The organism is Paenibacillus mesophilus (assembly GCF_005938385.1).
Classification (GTDB): Bacteria; Bacillota; Bacilli; order Paenibacillales; family NBRC-103111; genus Paenibacillus_AB; species Paenibacillus_AB mesophilus.
The window spans coordinates 91429-107855 of sequence record NZ_VCRA01000017.1 but is presented as its reverse complement, the minus strand read 5'-3'; the positions used below and the strand labels follow the sequence as shown (position 1 = coordinate 107855).

The following is a 16427-nucleotide window of genomic DNA, read 5'->3' as shown; positions in this document are numbered from 1 at the left end:
GGGTCTTGAGCGCCGATAACCATTCAGTAGACAGACCGGCAAAGGTCGATACGGCGGCAGCCGTACAAGCGATGCGCGGCGCGTTTAACGCCTTGTTCGAGATGTCTTATTTGGTCCGCAGCAACTTGAATTTATATGACTCGATCATGACCGCGGTCGATCTCTTCATGTACGGCTTAGTCCGCCGGGATGGACAGCGGCCCGGAGGGCAAGGAGGAGCGAAATGAACGCGTGGATATATTTGATTGCGGCGATCGTCCTTGAAGTATCCGGTACGGTGTCGATGAAGCTGTCGCAAGGATTTACGCGGGCGGTTCCGTCGGTGCTGCTGATCGTCTTTTATGTCGCAAGCTTTTCCTCGCTTATGATGGCGCTGAAGAAGATCGAAATCAGTACCGCTTATGCGATCTGGTCGGGCGTCGGAATCGCCGCCATTTCGATTATCGGCATTTACTGGTTTCAGGAGAGCTTCAACTGGCGCAAACTATTTTTCATTCTGCTGATCGTCGCCGGGGTCATCGGACTGAACATGAGCGGAGAAGCTCATGGTGCTTCCTCCGGGGAAGCGGAGCGACCGCGGGCCGGCTTTCCGGACCGGGGAGGCGGCAAGGGATGAGTCGATCGATGTCAAGCGGGCATGATTCATACGAGCGGCTGATCGCTCTTTGACGAATCTTGTCCTTACGTGTACAATCGAAGTAGTTTTGTCGCTTTGACCCAAGCAAATAAGAAGCCATGACAACGAAAAGGGGTTGCCGTATGCGAATGGAGCGTTACCGGTGGGAACCCGCGCAGCCGATCACGCGGGACTATATATACGATTTTGCTTCCGTGGCTTCCCTTTACGAGCACAATCCGTGGAACGAATCGAGCGACCGGGAACGGGCGGCTTGGCTGGATCTCGAAGCGAGACCGCAGGCGGACCGGGAAGGTCTCGTTCGTACGCTTATCGCCTATAACGAGAAGATCGGAAATACCGATCGGGCACTCCGGTCGATCGAGGAGCTTCGGGATCCGGAAACGCTCGTCGTCACCGGCGGCCAGCAGGCCGGACTGTTCACGGGCCCGCTTCTCGTGTTGTACAAGGCGATTACCGTCATCACGGAAGCGAGGAAGTCGGCGGAACGGCTGGGCAGGAAGGTGGTGCCGGTGTTCTGGATTGCCGGCGAAGACCACGATCTCGAAGAGGCGAACCATACGTTCGTGCTATCCGAAACGCTTACGGTGCAGAAGATCAAGCTGAACGAAAGCTCCGACAAAAAAACGTCCGTCAGCCGGTGGAGCATCGATCCGGAAAGCTGGGAGGACGCTGTCGCCCAATTGGAACAGACGCTCATGAATACGGAGTTCAAGCCGGAGCTGATCGACCGGTTGAAATCGATTTGCGCCGCTTCGGACACATTGACCGATCAGTTTGCGAGGACGCTGGCGTGGCTGTTCCGCGAATACGGACTCGTTCTCGTCGATTCCGACGATCCGGGCTTGCGGAAGCTGGAAGCGGACATGTTCCGCTCCATCGTGTCCCGCCAAAGCGAACTGAACCGATCGCTGCTGGAGGCGAAAAGCGGCCTTGAAGGACTCGGCTACACGGCGCAGGTAGAGCTGAACGAAGGGCAAGCTCATCTGTTCGTGTTTCACGAAGGGGAAAGGCTGCTGCTCACCAGACAAGGCGAAAAGTTTACCGACCGGAAAGGAACCGTGTCGTTCACGGAGGGCGAGCTGCTCGAACTCGCCGCACATTCGCCGGAGAGGCTGAGCAACAACGTGATGACGCGTCCGCTCATGCAGGACTATTTGTTCCCGGTTTTGTCCGTCGTGCTCGGACCTTCCGAGATGGCGTACTGGGGCCTCCTTCGGAATGCATTCGCTTTATTCGGCCTGCAAATGCCGATTCTCGTGCCGCGTTATGAATTCACGCTGCTGGAAGGTACGATCCAGAAGCAGATGGCCAAGTTCGGTCTCGAATTCGAGGATGTGATCCGCAGGCTCGACGAGAAGCAGAACGCATGGCTCGAAGCCCAAGGCTCGCTCCAAGTGGAGGAGCTGTTTACGGACGCGAAGGCGAAGTTTGCGCAGCTGTACGGACCGGTAGTCGAAGCGGTATCGGGCATCAACCCGGGACTGCGCAAGCTGGGCGAGACGAACATGCTCAAAATCGTCGAGCAGATCGACTTTCTGGAAGCGCGGGCGGGCGATGCATTCCGTTCGCAGCACGAATCCGCGCTGAGGCATTGGGAGCGTATCCGGATGTCGGTGATGCCGCTAGGCAAGCCGCAGGAACGGGTGTACAACGTTTTCCAATATTGGGTGAAATACGGCGGCGGCTGGCTTCGCGAATTGATGGATATGCCACTATCCCGCGACGGCAGTCACCGAATAGTATATTTTTGATCATACGGTCGAGGAGGCTTTTTTTGAGAATGAGCACAAACGCCAAGCAAAACAGTATTATCGCCGACCCGTCATTGGCTCATGACGGACATTTGAAAATCGATTGGGTACGGGCCCATATGCCGGTATTGAACCGGATTCGCGATCGTTTCGAGAAAGAGCAGCCGTTCAAAGGGCTGAAAGTGGCGATTTCGCTTCATCTGGAAGCGAAAACGGCGTACTTGGCGAAAGTCGTACAAGCCGGCGGCGCCGACGTGACGATTACGGGCAGCAACCCGCTGTCGACGCAGGACGACGTGTGCGCGGCCTTGGTTGAAGACGGAATCACCGTATTCGCGAAGTACAATCCGTCGCCGGAGGAATACAAGCAGCTGCTTGTTCATACGCTCGAGACGAAGCCCGATCTGATCATCGACGACGGCGGCGATCTGGTGACGATTCTGCACTCCGAGCGTCAAGACTTGCTTGCACAAGTTCGGGGCGGAGCGGAAGAGACGACGACCGGCATTCTTCGCCTGAAGGCGATGGAGAAGGAAGGTCAGCTGAAGTTCCCGATGGTTGCCGTTAACGACGCGTTCTGCAAATATTTATTCGATAATCGTTACGGAACCGGTCAATCGGTATGGGACGGAATCAACCGGACTACGAATCTCGTCGTAGCGGGCAAAACGGTCGTCGTCGTCGGCTACGGCTGGTGCGGCAAAGGCGTCGCCATGCGCGCCAAAGGGCTCGGCGCGAACGTTATCGTAACGGAAATCGACGCGATCAAAGCAGTCGAAGCCTACATGGACGGCTTCGCTGTCATGCCGATGGTCGAAGCGGCCAAAGTCGGCGACTTCTTCGTTACCGTGACGGGCAACCGGGACGTCATCCGCGGCGAGCATTACGAAGTGATGAAGGACGGAGCGATTTTGTCCAATGCCGGTCACTTCGACGTCGAAGTCAACAAGCCGGAGCTCGAGGCATTGTCCGTTTCGAAGCGGACCGTACGCCGCAACATCGAGGAATACGAGCTGAAGGACGGCCGCAAGGTGTACATTTTGGCCGAAGGCCGCCTCGTCAATTTGGCTGCCGGCGACGGACACCCTGCGGAAATTATGGATATGACGTTCGCCCTGCAAGCGATGTCGCTCAAGTACGTGAACGACCAATATAAGGCGATCGGCAATAAAGTAGTCAACGTGCCTTACGAGCTCGACGAGCAAGTGGCCCGCTTCAAGCTCGAATCGCTCGGATTCGGCATCGATTCACTCAGCGCCGAACAAAAAGCTTATTTGGAGAGCTGGATCGAGCATTAATACGTTCGAAACAACTCGCAAGAGCCCCCTTACCGGATACCGGTAGGGGGTTGTTTTTTTGTGAGGCAATGCTTTCCGCGATAGAAGTATCTGCCGACTCGTCACGGCTCCTGTCACGTCGGTTTTTATTTTGAATGGAAAATGAGGGTAGACAGCGCCCAAAAAGTGGTTTATATATTATGGTAGGACCATAATATTCGAATGGCGAGAGGAGATTCAGCATGCTTTCGAAAAAGGGGAAAATCGTTTGTGACATTCGGCCAAAGGAAGGGTACCCGCGCAACAGCGAAGGTGCATTTCTCGATTTGAGCGACGGCCGGATTTTGTTCATCTACAGCCGGTTTTATGGGGAGACTTACTCCGATACGGCGAAGGCGGGACTCGCGGCACGTTATTCCGCCGATGACGGAGAAACTTGGTCGGACGACGAATGGGCCGTCAAGCCCGATGATCATGGCGCCCGCAACGTCATGAGCGTGTCGCTCTTGCGGATGCAGAACGGAGACATCGGCTTGTTTTACTTGATCCGGTACGGATTCCAGGATATGCGGCTGCATCTGCGACGTTCGTCGGACGAAGGGAAAACTTGGGGGGAAGCGGTTTGCTGTATCCCCGGCCCGGGCTATTATGTAACGAACAACGACCGGGTCGTCCGGCTGTCGAGCGGCAGACTGATCATTCCGGCGGCTTATCACAAGATGCGGTCCGACGACGGCGAGCATTGGCGGGCATTCGATTCGCGGGGCGTCGTCCATTTCATCGTGTCGGACGACGACGGCGCCACGTGGAAGGAAGCGCAAAATTATTGCGCCATTCCGGCTCCCAGGTCCAAGAGGGGACTGCTGGAGCCCGGAGTAGTGGAATTGGCGTCAGGAGTATTGTGGGGCTGGGCGAGGACGGATATGGGCTGCCAGTACGAGATGTATTCTATGGACGGCGGAGATAGCTGGAGTCTCCCCGCGCCGTCATTCTTCACTTCGCCGGACTCGCCGTTGTCGATGAAGAGAATGCCCGGAGGACCGCTGCTGGCCGTATGGAACCCGATTCCGAATTATCCGTCGCGCGCGATCGAGAAGCATACGGCGGGAAGAACGCCGCTGATCGGCGCCATCAGCCGGGACGAAGGCAAAACGTGGGGCCATTATTTCGCGATGGAGCGCGAAGAGGAAGACCGCGGGGGCTACTGCTACACGGCGATCCACTTTGTACGCGACGAGTCGCTGCTGCTCGCTTATTGCGCCGGCGAAGCGGAGGACGTCTCCTGCTTGTCCAGACTCCGAATCAGAAAAATCCGTTTGGCCGATATAGCACCCGAGTAATCCATAAGATCGAAAAAAGCCTCCGGAACCGCCAAACATGCGGATCGGAGGCTTTCTGCGATTAATGGACCGGCGGCTTCTGCTCGCCGATCGAACCCATGCCGGTGATCGTCTTCTTCGTTTCCTCGGTGCCCAAATCGTACAGCTTGCGGTATATGTCCGTCAACGTTTCGTCGTAGCTGTCATGCACGGAGTCCTGATGATACGGCACCCCGGGCAGATGGGCGCGGAATGCCGATGAGTTGTCCGCATCGCTCAACATCCCGAACCGTTCCATCAAATCTTCGACATCTTGCTCGGTGGCGACGATTTCGAACTCGTAGGCCGTATCGCCTTCATTTTCCAGCACGGACCCCGCCTGTACGGACACGTAGTATGTTTTTTTCTCCATGGGCATGATCCCCTCCGGTCAAGAATACATCATCAGTATGGCGGCCCCGACAACGATCACTATGGGAAAGAGCACATAAGCGATAATGATCGGATTGGCCATAAACGGATGCTTGGCGGTCGCATCATTCGTGCCGCGGTCATGTTGATGCCGCTGCTGCCGCATGTTCAGCACTATGGAGGCAACGAGGCCGAATGCGGAAACGATCACGATAAACCAGACCAAATTTGTTGTCACGCCAAAACCTCCTTCGGGTCGGAACTGGTTCTCCTTGTTGTTATCCCCATTTCGTCATGCGGTTTATGCACGATTTAGCAGAAAAGGCAGTCTTCTCTCAGCGGAATTGGAAAATAAGTCAGTCCGAATCCAAAATCTTGCAACTATTTCCGTATTCGCTTCGTTTAGGAAATGGCAGCGTTTACGCAAACAAGCGGCTGTCTCTTTTGCAAAATAAAAATACGGGGGGATCGTTTTGAAACGGAGCGCGAAACGAAAAGGGTATTTGACGCTCATGATCGCAGGGTACTTGTTTCTGATGGCTGTCATGGCAGGCTGCGGATCGTCCGGCGAAGACAAGGCGAGCGTCGGGAAATCATCGGAATCCGCGCCTCAGTCCGCTGCATTCACCGGCTCGGCAAGCTCAACCGCCGACTCGAGCGCGCTGAACAATACGAAGCAGGATTCGGCGGCTTCGACCGAGAAGCCGAAAGTGGGCGCGGGAGCGCCTCCCCAGCAGCCGGGTTCGTCCGTGGCGGCCCAAATGGACGCGGCGGTCGATCGTAAAATTATTTACAAAGCGAATGTGACGATGGAAGTGGCCGATTACGGCAGTGCGAATACGGATATCAACAACTTGATTCATCTGTCCGGCGGGTACCTGCTCCAATTTTCCGAGAATCGCACCGATTACGAGCAGAGCGGCACGCTGGTGGTGAAGGTGCCCTCCAAAGGCTTCTCCGGCTTTATCGCCGATCTGGAGAAAATGAAGCCGAAATCGATCCAGCGCAGCGTCCAAGGCCAAGACGTGACCGAAGAATTCGTCGATTTGGAAGCGCGGCTGAAATCGAAGCAGGCGGAAGAAGCGCGGCTGCTCGACTTTATGAATAAAGCGACGAAGAGCGAGGAACTGGTCGCATTCTCGAGCCAAATCGGGAACGTGCAAACCCAGATCGAGCAAATCAAAGGCCGGATGCGCTATTTGGAGCAAAATGTCGCATACTCGACCGTAGAAATCCGACTTTATCAGAAAATCGCGAAAACGAATAGCGCGCAGGAAAAGGAAGAGGACGGTTTTGCCTCCAAGCTGTCCAACGCGATGAGCGGGAGCGCGAAAGTCGTGCTCGGCTTTTTCAAGGGACTTGCGATCGTACTTGCTGCAGCGCTTCCCGTTCTGGTAGTGGCGGCCGTAATCGCCGTACCGGCTTATTGGATTTACAGGAAGCGCAAAAAGCGCGGCAAGGAGATGGAGGAGAGAGCGCGGGAAATAAGACGTCTCAATAAGTCCGCCGACGAAAGCGGTCCGTCTCCGGGTGAGGAATGAAGCGTCAAGCGGCACAAGCAAAAAAACCATGGACGTCGCTATGAAGCGAACCATGGTTTCTTTTTTTGATTACGGAATTATGCGCAGCCAATTTCTGCGGAAAACGGTGGGAGGGGGGGGCTCCCCCAGAAGTAACAGGAACAAGCTACGAAGCAGATCTTCACTTCTGGGGGATTGTTATTAGATCCATTCGTTCTGGGCGAGCTCGGAATGGTCGAACTTGCCGATATCGACGAACTCCATGTAGGCGCGGTGAATGTGGGCCCGCATCACCCGCTCGGCATCGTCCGGATCGCCTTTCTTGAGCGCTTCGATCAGCTCCAGATGCTCCGACACTTCTCGCTCCTTGCTGTACTTCCTGCCTACGATCCGGTTGACGAGACGAACGCGGAATGAAATGAATTGGAACATTTCCAGCAAGACGGCGTGCTTCGCCAGCTTGAAAATATAATTGTGAATGTACCCCGAATCTTCGGATAAAGACACGACGGAGCTGTCGAGCAGCTTCTTCTTCATCTCCTCGTAAAACTGCTCCAGATGGCGGATGTCGGTAATCGAGGCGTTTCCGACGGCAAGCCGGATCGCCATTCCTTCGAGCACGGCCCGGTACGAGTAGATTTCAAAAATATCTTTGGCGCTGAAGGTGCGTACGAACGGTCCCTTGTTCGGGACGATCGTCACGACGCCTTCTCCCGCCAGCTGGCGCACCGCCTCGCGGATCGGCGTCTGACTCATTTCCAGCTCGCGCGCCAGCTTCGTTTCGACGATCCGGTCGCCCGGATTCCATTCGCCGTCTATAATTTTTTGTTTGATGTAAGAAGCGATATTCGAGCTCAAATGTTGTTTGTCGGAAGCGTCTTTGTTAAAAGATTGAACCATCAATCGTCACCTTTGTCGGATCATATACAATTCTGTTCCATTATATTTGTTTTGCGGAGGATGTCAATTCCTGTTTGCGCTCGACCACGATCATCGCATATCCGTCGATTTTGGGCAGCGGAATCCGAATATAGTTTTCTTGCCGCTCATAGGCCAGCGCCTCCCGATCGGGCGCCGAGTATACCGCCGCCGCGTCATCGCCGCCCCGGACATAGACGACTGCTTCGTGCAGCGTTTGCCGGTCCTCGATCACGTTATATTTGCCGCGCGGCTCGGGATGGGTAAGCTTGACGTGAATCATGTCCATATGATCCTTTGTCGTCATCGTTACCCTTGCGGTCGTAGGGATACCCTCGCTTTTGATCAACGGCTCCGGCAGCAGCTGCCGCAGGCAATGCGCGACTGTATATTTATGAGCGTTGGCCGCATATTCGATGTAAGCCGTGAACACCCGGAAGCAGAACTGATAGATGCGTCCCGATCTGGCTACCGCAGGTCTGCCCGCGCTTCGTTCCGGGGGAGTATAGAACGTCCCGTGAAACCCGTCCCACTGCCGGTTGAAATAAGGCTGGTAATAGTCCGCGACCGGCTGCGTCCCGTCCTTCTCCTTCAGTAAAATTCCTTGCTTGTATATGCCGCACGGCATGTCTGGCACCGCGCCGTCGGTATGCTCCAGCATACGGTAATAGGAACTGTTCCACGGGTCCTCGCCGTCGTAGGACATATTCCATTCGTCCAGCGCGAAAGCCGTCCCTTCGACATTCAATCCGGAGTGCCCGGAGCTGATCACACCGCCGCCTGCCGCAATATATGCCTCCAGCTTAGGCTGCAGCACCGGCGTAACCCGCACATTGTCCGGCAAAATAATCACCTTGTATTTCGACAAGTCGTGCGTCTCGTCGATAATATCGTACGTATAATGCAGCTCGCCGAGCATGCGCACCGCGCCGTTATGGGCGCCGCCGAGCTTGCCGCCTTCCCATGTCAATATCCCGATATCGGCCGCGGCGCGCGCATGATCGGTCCACGGCTCGAGCTTCTCCAGCTCCTTGTAGATGTCTCCGATCACCCGATAGACCGCCGGATCAAGGCCGTCGCGAGGGTGCATATGATCGCCGATCGATGTCGGAACCGCATTGCCGATCGCATCCCAGCAGTCGTTAAGCAGCGACTCCTTGCTCTTCAGCCCTCCGAAATCGCCCCAGTTTACGTTGAACCGCCCGGTCATATAGAACGTTTGCTGTCCCAAATTACGCGAATAGGCAACCTGAGCGGGGAAGAAATCGTAGCTCCAGCCGCTCGGCAGGCATTCGATCTCGACGTGCGTCCGCAGCCCCTCCGTATCCGAATGAGGCAAGCCGTTCAAGTACAGAAACTTGTCGGGACCGACGATCTGCTTGACTTCCCGGCTGAAATCGAGCAGCCGTTCTTTGGCGAACGCCAGCACGTCCTCATCGTTCAACGGGTCCATGCCGCGCTCGCGCACGCCCTCCAGACACTCGTTGCCATAGCATGGATTCACGACCATGCAATCGAGGAAATAGCCTTCGACCGGATATTGTTCGGCGACTTCGCGAATCATGCCGAGCATATAATCGCGATAGCCGGAATGAAAGCACATATTGCGGAAAAAATTGGCCGTTCTGTCGCCGTAAATCACTTGTCCGTTCTTGTTCACGATCGTCCATTCGCGATGCTTGCGTGCCATTTCATGATCCAAGCCGACATTGAAGTAAGCGGTGACGCCGATCCCGAGCTTGCCGCACTCCTCGACGATTTGGCCGAACATATCGAACTTCAGGTGCGGATGCATGACGCCGATTTTCGTCGGATAATAAGCGAACCCGATATTGCATTTGGCAAAAGCATTAATGTACTCGACACGCGCTTCCTTCAGCGTGCGGGCAAACTGCTTGGCGTCGAAATTCGCTCCGAAATCGGGAATAGCGGGCATTGTGTGGAAATCGATATGAACGGCGCGTTTGATCAATCTCATCGGATCAGATCCCTTCGCATGTTATTATATATAATTAACCATTATTATATATAAAATATTACATCTGGCAATAGTGGAAAAGGACCGGATTGCGATGGAGTCGTCTCAATCGTGAAGGAAAACTTTCAGAAACTGTGAATATTTACGGAACAATCGTCCGCTTATAAAAAAAGTTAAGTTGCCGAGGCAGGATTTTCATTGCCGGCAACGAATAACAAACTATCGAGTGGTGAAAAGTGGGTGAAAGTGGTGGAAAGGGGGAGACCGGAGCATGTTCATGGGGGAATATCAGCACACGATCGACGATAAAGGTCGGATGATCGTTCCCGCCAAGTTCCGCGACGCCCTGGGAGCCCAATTTATCGTCACCCGCGGTCTCGATAACTGCTTGTTCGTCTATCCGAAGGAGGAATGGGCGGTTCTGGAGCAGAAGCTGAAAAGCTTGCCGCTCATGAAAGCCGACGCCCGCGCATTCACCCGCTTCTTCTTCTCCGGAGCGACCGAATGCGAGCTGGACAAGCAGGGCCGGATCAATATTCCGAATACGCTGTGCGAGTATGCCAAGCTGGACAAAGATTGCGTCGTACTGGGCGTTTCCAACCGGGTGGAGATTTGGAGCAAGCAAGTTTGGGAAAACTATTTCCAGCAGTCGGAAGAGTCGTTCAATGAAATTGCCGAGAAACTCGTCGACTTCAACTTTGATCTATAGCACTATTATGAGCCACTACAGGAGGACGAGACTTGTTCGAGCATGTGACGGTTTTGAAGGAAGAGTCCGTTGACGCTTTGGATATACGGCCTGGCGGGATATATGTGGATTGTACGATGGGCGGGGCGGGCCATAGCTCGCTCATCGCCTCGAAGCTCGGCCCGAAAGGCCGGCTGATCGCGTTCGATCAGGATGATGTCGCCCTTGCGAACGGACGGGTGAAGATGGCGCCTTTCGGAGATCGGGTTATTCTCGTGAAGAGCAACTTCCGTTATTTGCAGAGCGAGCTTGCCGGCTTCGATTTTGTACCGAGACGGGGCGGGTTGCCACAGGTCGACGGAATCTTGTTCGATTTGGGCGTATCGTCGCCGCAGCTGGATGAAGCGGAGCGGGGATTCAGCTACAACCATGACGCGGAGCTGGATATGCGGATGGACCGCGATACGGACTTGACGGCGTCCGACATCGTGAACGAATGGAGTGCGGAGGAGATCGCCCGAATTTTATTCGAGTACGGCGAGGAGAAATTTTCGCGAAAAATCGCCAAGACGATTGTCGAGGCGCGTGCCGGAGGCAAAATCGAAACGACCGGCCAATTGGTCGAGCTGATCAAGGAATCGATTCCGGCCGCCGCGAGGCGCACCGGGCCGCATCCGGCCAAGAGAAGCTTCCAGGCGCTCCGAATCGCCGTCAACGACGAATTGGGCGCGTTCGAGGACGCTTTGGAGCAAGCGATCCAATGTTTGGCGCCGGGAGGGCGGGTGGCGGTCATCACGTTCCATTCGCTGGAAGACCGGATATGCAAGCATACGTTTGCCAAGCTCGTGGAGAAGTGTACGTGTCCGCCCGATTTTCCGATGTGCGTATGCGGCAAGAAGGGAATTGTCCGCCTCGTTCACCGGAAGCCGATCGTGCCTTCCGAAGAGGAATTGGAGCGGAATCCGAGAGCGCGCTCGGCCAAGCTGCGGGTGGCGGAGAAGCTGGAAGGGTAACAGACAAATGTTATGGGGAAATCACCCGGAGGAGGATGACATCGAGTGTCGGCATACATCAACGGAAACCTGGCGATCGAAAAAAAAGAGCCACCCAAAAAACAAAAAGTTCAAGAACAGAAGAAGGTCGTCGTCAAACGGAGAACGATTCCGGTACAGGAGAAGCTGTTGTATTTGTTTACCGTCATCGTATGCGTCTTGGTTGCGGGTGCGATTATATGGCGTTATGCGCAAATCTATGAGCTGAACACGAGAATGCAGCAAATCGAGAGCCAGATCAAGGCGCTCCAAATCGAGAACAACAAGCTGAAGCTGGAAATCACGAAATACCAGGACCCGAAACGGTTGCTGGATCAGGCCAAACAGCTCGGGCTCGTCCCGAACGAGGATCTGAATCAGGTGACGGACAAGAAGGGTGCCGCGGGCGGAGACTCGGTCGCTATGAAGAAAGAGTAGACAAGAGAGGGCCGGACTATGAACAAGAAAGTTAAATTGCGCACGATACTGATAGGGGGATTGTTCACCCTATTTTTTATTGTCCTGATCGGTAAAATTTATTGGGTTCAAGTCGTGGACGCTTCCGAATTGCTGAAGAAGGCGCAGGAAATGTGGGAGCGCAACAAGACGATCCAGCCGGTTCGCGGCTCGATCGTCGACCGCAATAAGCAGGTGCTGGCCGAGGACGGACCTTCCTACACGGTCATCGTCAATCCGAAAATCATAGATACGCTCAAGAACGGAAGCGAAGTCGTCAAGCAGCTATCCGCCATTCTGGGCAAGCCGGAATCCGAGCTTATGGAGCAGGTGACTAAGAAGAAAGAGGACGGCACGCTGCTTACGTGGGTGGAGGTCCGGAGCGAGGGCTGGAAGATCGACGTGGAAACCGCCGACAAAATCGCCGCGGCGCTCAAGCTCGAGCAGCCCGTCAACAGTCAGAGCAACTTGTATACGCATGGCGTGTATCTGGAGGAAACGCCGAAACGCTATTATCCCGGCGGCAGCCTCGCCGCCCATGTGCTCGGTTACTTCGACAAAAACGGCAAAGCGGTCATGGGGCTGGAAGCGACATACAACGATATGCTGAAAGGAAAGCCCGGCCATATCATCACCGCGAGAGATCGTATGGGGTATGAGCTGCCGGACGCCAAAGCGAGCTATGAACCCGCGGAAGACGGCAAAACGCTGCAGCTTACGATCGACCGCAATATCCAATCGTACATAGAGACGGCGCTTGAGAGATCGTATGCCGAATTTAAGCCGAAAAGCATGACGGCGATCGCCATGGACCCGAAGACGGGCGAAATATTGGGGCTCGCCAACCTGCCTACTTTCAACCCGGCCAAATATTGGGAGGCAAAGCCCGAAGATTTCCGAAACAACGCGATCTCCTCGCAGTTCGAGCCGGGGTCCACGTTCAAGCTCGTGACATTGGCGGGAACGGTGGAGGAAGGGCTGTTCGATCCGAACGAGAAGTTCAAGTCGGGATCGATCAAAATTTATGACCGGACGTTGAACGACCATAATTTGAAAGGCTGGGGCACGATTACTTATTTGGAAGGCCTCAAACGTTCGAGCAACGTGGCGTTCGTCAAGCTCGGCTACGAGAAGCTGAAGGAAGAGAAGTTCAAGCAATATATCGGAAAATTCGGCTTCGGCCAAAAAACGGGCATCGACTTGCCGGGAGAAATTACCGGCTGGGGCGACCGGTTCCGGTACCCGGTCGATTATGCGACGGCAACGTACGGGCAAGGCGGGGTGTCGGTAACGGCCATCCAGCAGATCGCCGCCTACGGCGCCATCGCGAACGGCGGGATGATGATGCAGCCTCATGTCGTGAAAGCGGTGCTGGATCCGAAGACGAACGAAACGATCCAGAAAGTCGATCCCAAAGCCGTTCGACAAGTCGTTTCACCGGAGACGGCGAGCAAAGTGACCGAATATTTGGAGCAAGTTGTCTCGGACAAGGAGATGGGGACCGGCAGGAACGCCTACATCGACGGATACCGCGTAGCCGGCAAGACGGGAACGGCCAACATCGTTATTAACGGCAAATATTCCGACGATAAGTGGGTTATTACCTTTGTAGGGTATGCCCCGGTCGAAGATCCGAAGATCGTCGTCCTCGTGCTGGCCGATCAGCCCGATCTGCATGGGAATTATCACAACGGAGGTCTCGTAGCGCCGGTCGTCTTTAAGGAAATTATGTCGCAAAGCTTGAGATATATGAATGTAACGGCTCACGTCACCCAGGAATTGTCGGGAGTCGAGAAGAAGGTCGCGACGCCGGATGTGGCCGGAAAGCCGATTGCCGATGCGAAAAAGCAATTGGGAGACGGCAAGATCAAGTACGATGTGTTGGGTAAAGGCGCCGGTGTAATCGCCCAATTCCCTCCGGGCGGTACGGAAATCGGCCCGAACCAACGAATCTATTTGTTGACGGAAGAAACCGGCGGCGTCGAGCTGCCGAATCTGCAAGGCAAGTCGCTCCGCGATGCGCTTGCGGTCTGCTCGTTCATGAAGGTGGAATGCCAGGTGAGCGGCGAAGGCTACGTCGCTTCGCAAACGGTTGCCCCGAGCGGCGAGCAGCAAGCCGTAACGCTACAGCTGGTGCCGTGGAACGATCTGGAGAAAGCGATCGCCGATGCGGCCAAGCAGACCGCCGCGGCGCAGACGGCATCGGCGGGCAAACCGCCGCAGACGTCGAATGCGCGCTCGCAGTCGGGCTCCCCATCCAAAGCGAAACCTTAATCCTTATTGGAAAGCTTGTTCTAACCCCTCCCGTACCCGAATAGCTATGATATGAAACGTACTAGCTATCGTCTGCTTACGAAGCCAGCTTTCTTCGAAAGCACAGCCAATGCTTACGAAGCGAGCTTTCTTCGAAAGCTCAGCCTAAGCTTACGAAGCCAGCTTTCTTCGAAAGCTCAGCCTATGCTTACGAAGCGAGCTTTCATCGAAAGCTCTTGGGGAGGGGGCCCATCATGAAAGTATCCAGCGTAACGGTCAGAAGAAGGTTGTTTGTCGCACTTGTCGCAAGCGGAATATTATTCGCCGCCCTAGCGATCCGCCTTGCCTATGTTCAGCTGTGGATCGGCGGCGAGCTGGCGCAGAAGGCCGAAGATTTATGGCGCCGCAACATCCCGTTCGCCGCCAAAAGAGGCGAAATATGGGATCGTAGCGGCGTTCGTCTCACCTATAACGTCAGCTCGCCCTCCATCATGGCCATACCGGCGCAAGTCAAGGATGCCCGTGCAACGGCCGCCGAGCTTGCCCGAGTGCTCCAGATGAGCGAAGAGGACATTTATAAATCGCTGACGAAGCGGGAGTCCAGCGTCTATATCCGGCCGGGCGGCCGCAAAATTACCGAGGAAAAAGCGGCGGAAGTCCGAAACTTGAATTTGCCCGGAATCGAAGTTGCGGAAGACAACAAGCGGTACTATCCTTTCGGCTCGTTCGCATCGCACATATTGGGTTTTACCGGCATCGACAATCAAGGCTTGACCGGGGTGGAAGCTTCTTATAACAGCGAGTTGCGGGGCATCAACGGCAGCGTCTCTTACTTGAGCGACGCCGCCGGCCGCGAGATGCCGAACACGTCCGAGCAGTACCAGCCGCCGAAGGACGGGCTTAATCTGCAACTGACGATCGACAAAAATATCCAGTCGTACTTGGAGCGGGAGCTCGATCAAGCGATGGTGCAGCATCAGGCGAAAAGCGCGATCGGCATCGCGATGGACCCGAACACCGGGGAAATATTGGCCATGTCGGCAAGGCCGACCTACGACCCGACCAATTTCCGCGAATATCCAAGCGAAGTGTACAACCGCAATTTGCCGATCTGGATGACGTACGAACCCGGATCGACGTTCAAAATCATAACGCTTGCCGCCGCGCTGGAAGAAAAGAAAGTCGATCTGAAGCGGGATTCGTTTTTCGATCCGGGCTTCATCGAAGTCGGCGGCGCGAGACTCCGCTGCTGGAAGAGGGGCGGACACGGCAGCCAAACGTTTTTGCAGGTCGTGGAAAATTCATGCAACCCGGGCTTTGTCGCATTAGGTCAGCGGCTCGGGAAAGAAAGCTTGTTCGATTATATCCGCAGATTCGGCTTCGGCCAGAAGACGGGTATCGATCTGGGCGGCGAGGAGAACGGCATTATGTTCAAATTGTCGAGGGTCGGACCGGTCGAGCTTGCGACGACCGCATTCGGCCAAGGCGTATCGGTAACGCCGATCCAGCAAATTACGGCCGTCTCCGCTGCCGTAAACGGCGGGAAGCTGTTCGAGCCGCATGTGGCCAAGGCGTGGTACAATCCCGAAACCGGCGAGAAAGTGAAGTCTGTCGAGCCTAAGCTCGTAAGGCAAGTCATCTCGGAATCGACCTCGAAGCAGGTGCGGGAGGCGCTCGAGAGCGTCGTGGCGAAAGGAACCGGGCGTCCCGCGTTCATAGACGGTTACCGGGTAGGCGGGAAAACGGGTACGGCGCAAAAAGTAATAGGCGGCCGTTATTCGCCCGATGAGCATATCGTGTCGTTTATCGGGTTCGCGCCCGCGGACGATCCGAAAATCGTCGTATATGTGGCGGTGGACAATCCGGCCGGCATTCAGTTCGGAGGAGTTGTCGCGGCTCCGATCGTCAAGAACGTCATGTCCGATGCGCTCCGGTACATGGGGGTCGAGCCGCGCAAAGATCAGCTGGAACGGGAGTACCGTTATGGTGAAACCCGGCTAGTTGAAGTGCCTGACTTGATCGGGCACACGGTCAGCGATATTTACGAGGATATGAACATGAATTTCCGTCTCGAGAAGTTCGGCAGCGGCGACGAGGTGATCAGCCAGGCGCCGAAAGCCGGAGATCGGGTGGAACAAGGCTCCACGATCCGCATTTATATGGGAAAACATCCGGATTCCTGATT

At 55.3% G+C, this 16427-nt stretch carries 15 protein-coding genes; 11 read left to right on the top strand and 4 right to left on the bottom strand.

Annotated features, from left to right (window positions below; translation table 11 throughout):
- The first annotated feature begins 5 nt into the window (after positions 1-5).
- The 5 genes from FE783_RS25565 (at position 6) to FE783_RS25545 (ending at position 5008) form a co-directional block, all read left to right on the top strand.
- The gene (locus FE783_RS25565; RefSeq protein ID WP_138882222.1) at positions 6-227 is read left to right on the top strand and encodes a hypothetical protein; all 222 of its coding nucleotides are present in this window, start codon (positions 6-8) and stop codon (positions 225-227) included.
- Positions 224-616 carry a DMT family transporter gene (locus FE783_RS25560; RefSeq protein ID WP_138882221.1) on the top strand — a complete coding sequence of 131 codons (393 nt, stop codon included), beginning with the start codon at positions 224-226 and terminating at the stop codon, positions 614-616. The genes FE783_RS25565 and FE783_RS25560 overlap by 4 nt, the downstream gene beginning before the upstream one ends.
- A 143-nt stretch (positions 617-759) precedes the next feature.
- Positions 760-2391 carry a bacillithiol biosynthesis cysteine-adding enzyme BshC gene (bshC, locus tag FE783_RS25555; protein ID WP_138882220.1) on the top strand — a complete coding sequence of 544 codons (1632 nt, stop codon included), beginning with the start codon at positions 760-762 and terminating at the stop codon, positions 2389-2391.
- Between the two features lie 29 nt (positions 2392-2420).
- Positions 2421-3689 carry an adenosylhomocysteinase gene (locus FE783_RS25550; RefSeq protein WP_138882250.1) on the top strand — a complete coding sequence of 423 codons (1269 nt, stop codon included), beginning with the start codon at positions 2421-2423 and terminating at the stop codon, positions 3687-3689.
- Positions 3690-3910: 221 nt separating this feature from the next.
- Positions 3911-5008, top strand: a complete 1098-nt coding sequence (locus FE783_RS25545; RefSeq protein WP_138882219.1) for a sialidase family protein — start codon at positions 3911-3913, stop codon at positions 5006-5008.
- 61 nt (positions 5009-5069) lie between these two features.
- Here the strand turns inward: FE783_RS25545 and FE783_RS25540 are convergent, their stop codons facing one another.
- Both FE783_RS25540 and FE783_RS25535 read right to left on the bottom strand, forming a co-directional pair.
- Complete coding sequence (locus FE783_RS25540) at positions 5070-5399, bottom strand: hypothetical protein (protein ID WP_138882218.1); 330 nt, start codon at positions 5397-5399, stop codon at positions 5070-5072.
- 18 nt (positions 5400-5417) lie between these two features.
- Positions 5418-5636, bottom strand: a complete 219-nt coding sequence (locus FE783_RS25535; RefSeq protein WP_138882217.1) for a hypothetical protein — start codon at positions 5634-5636, stop codon at positions 5418-5420.
- 235 nt (positions 5637-5871) lie between these two features.
- Between FE783_RS25535 and FE783_RS25530 the strand changes: the two genes are divergently transcribed.
- Positions 5872-6939: a DUF4349 domain-containing protein gene (locus FE783_RS25530; protein ID WP_138882216.1), complete on the top strand. Its 1068-nt coding sequence runs from the start codon at positions 5872-5874 to the stop codon at positions 6937-6939.
- A gap of 180 nt (positions 6940-7119) precedes the next feature.
- Here the strand turns inward: FE783_RS25530 and FE783_RS25525 are convergent, their stop codons facing one another.
- Positions 7120-7818 carry a GntR family transcriptional regulator gene (locus FE783_RS25525; protein ID WP_138882215.1) on the bottom strand — a complete coding sequence of 233 codons (699 nt, stop codon included), beginning with the start codon at positions 7816-7818 and terminating at the stop codon, positions 7120-7122.
- A 40-nt stretch (positions 7819-7858) separates the two neighbouring features.
- Positions 7859-9814: an alpha-amylase family protein gene (locus FE783_RS25520; protein WP_138882214.1), complete on the bottom strand. Its 1956-nt coding sequence runs from the start codon at positions 9812-9814 to the stop codon at positions 7859-7861.
- A gap of 271 nt (positions 9815-10085) precedes the next feature.
- Between FE783_RS25520 and mraZ the strand changes: the two genes are divergently transcribed.
- The 5 genes from mraZ (at position 10086) to FE783_RS25495 (ending at position 16425) form a co-directional block, all read left to right on the top strand.
- A complete protein-coding gene (gene mraZ / locus FE783_RS25515; protein WP_138882213.1) occupies positions 10086-10523 on the top strand; it encodes a division/cell wall cluster transcriptional repressor MraZ in 438 nt (145 codons plus the stop codon).
- Between the two features lie 32 nt (positions 10524-10555).
- Positions 10556-11515, top strand: a complete 960-nt coding sequence (gene rsmH / locus FE783_RS25510; protein WP_138882212.1) for a 16S rRNA (cytosine(1402)-N(4))-methyltransferase RsmH — start codon at positions 10556-10558, stop codon at positions 11513-11515.
- A gap of 45 nt (positions 11516-11560) precedes the next feature.
- Positions 11561-11971 (top strand): cell division protein FtsL, encoded by a 411-nt coding sequence (gene ftsL / locus FE783_RS25505; protein WP_138882211.1) that lies wholly within the window; start codon positions 11561-11563, stop codon positions 11969-11971.
- An 18-nt stretch (positions 11972-11989) separates the two neighbouring features.
- A complete protein-coding gene (locus FE783_RS25500) occupies positions 11990-14263 on the top strand; it encodes a penicillin-binding transpeptidase domain-containing protein (RefSeq protein ID WP_138882210.1) in 2274 nt (757 codons plus the stop codon).
- A 233-nt stretch (positions 14264-14496) separates the two neighbouring features.
- On the top strand, positions 14497-16425 hold the full coding sequence (locus FE783_RS25495) for a stage V sporulation protein D (protein ID WP_138882209.1): 1929 nt from the start codon (positions 14497-14499) through the stop codon (positions 16423-16425).
- Positions 16426-16427: the final 2 nt, after the last annotated feature.

Excerpts from the sequence above, each read along its gene's own strand:
- FE783_RS25560 (WP_138882221.1), top strand. The coding sequence starts at position 224 with ATGAACGCGTGGATATATTTGATTGCGGCGATCGTCCTTGAAGTATCC.
- bshC (WP_138882220.1), top strand. The coding sequence starts at position 760 with ATGCGAATGGAGCGTTACCGGTGGGAACCCGCGCAGCCGATCACGCGG.
- FE783_RS25550 (WP_138882250.1), top strand. The coding sequence starts at position 2,421 with ATGAGCACAAACGCCAAGCAAAACAGTATTATCGCCGACCCGTCATTG.
- FE783_RS25545 (WP_138882219.1), top strand. The coding sequence starts at position 3,911 with ATGCTTTCGAAAAAGGGGAAAATCGTTTGTGACATTCGGCCAAAGGAA.
- FE783_RS25540 (WP_138882218.1), bottom strand. The coding sequence starts at position 5,399 with ATGGAGAAAAAAACATACTACGTGTCCGTACAGGCGGGGTCCGTGCTG.
- FE783_RS25525 (WP_138882215.1), bottom strand. The coding sequence starts at position 7,818 with ATGGTTCAATCTTTTAACAAAGACGCTTCCGACAAACAACATTTGAGC.
- FE783_RS25520 (WP_138882214.1), bottom strand. The coding sequence starts at position 9,814 with ATGAGATTGATCAAACGCGCCGTTCATATCGATTTCCACACAATGCCC.
- mraZ (WP_138882213.1), top strand. The coding sequence starts at position 10,086 with ATGTTCATGGGGGAATATCAGCACACGATCGACGATAAAGGTCGGATG.
- FE783_RS25500 (WP_138882210.1), top strand. The coding sequence starts at position 11,990 with ATGAACAAGAAAGTTAAATTGCGCACGATACTGATAGGGGGATTGTTC.
- FE783_RS25495 (WP_138882209.1), top strand. The coding sequence starts at position 14,497 with ATGAAAGTATCCAGCGTAACGGTCAGAAGAAGGTTGTTTGTCGCACTT.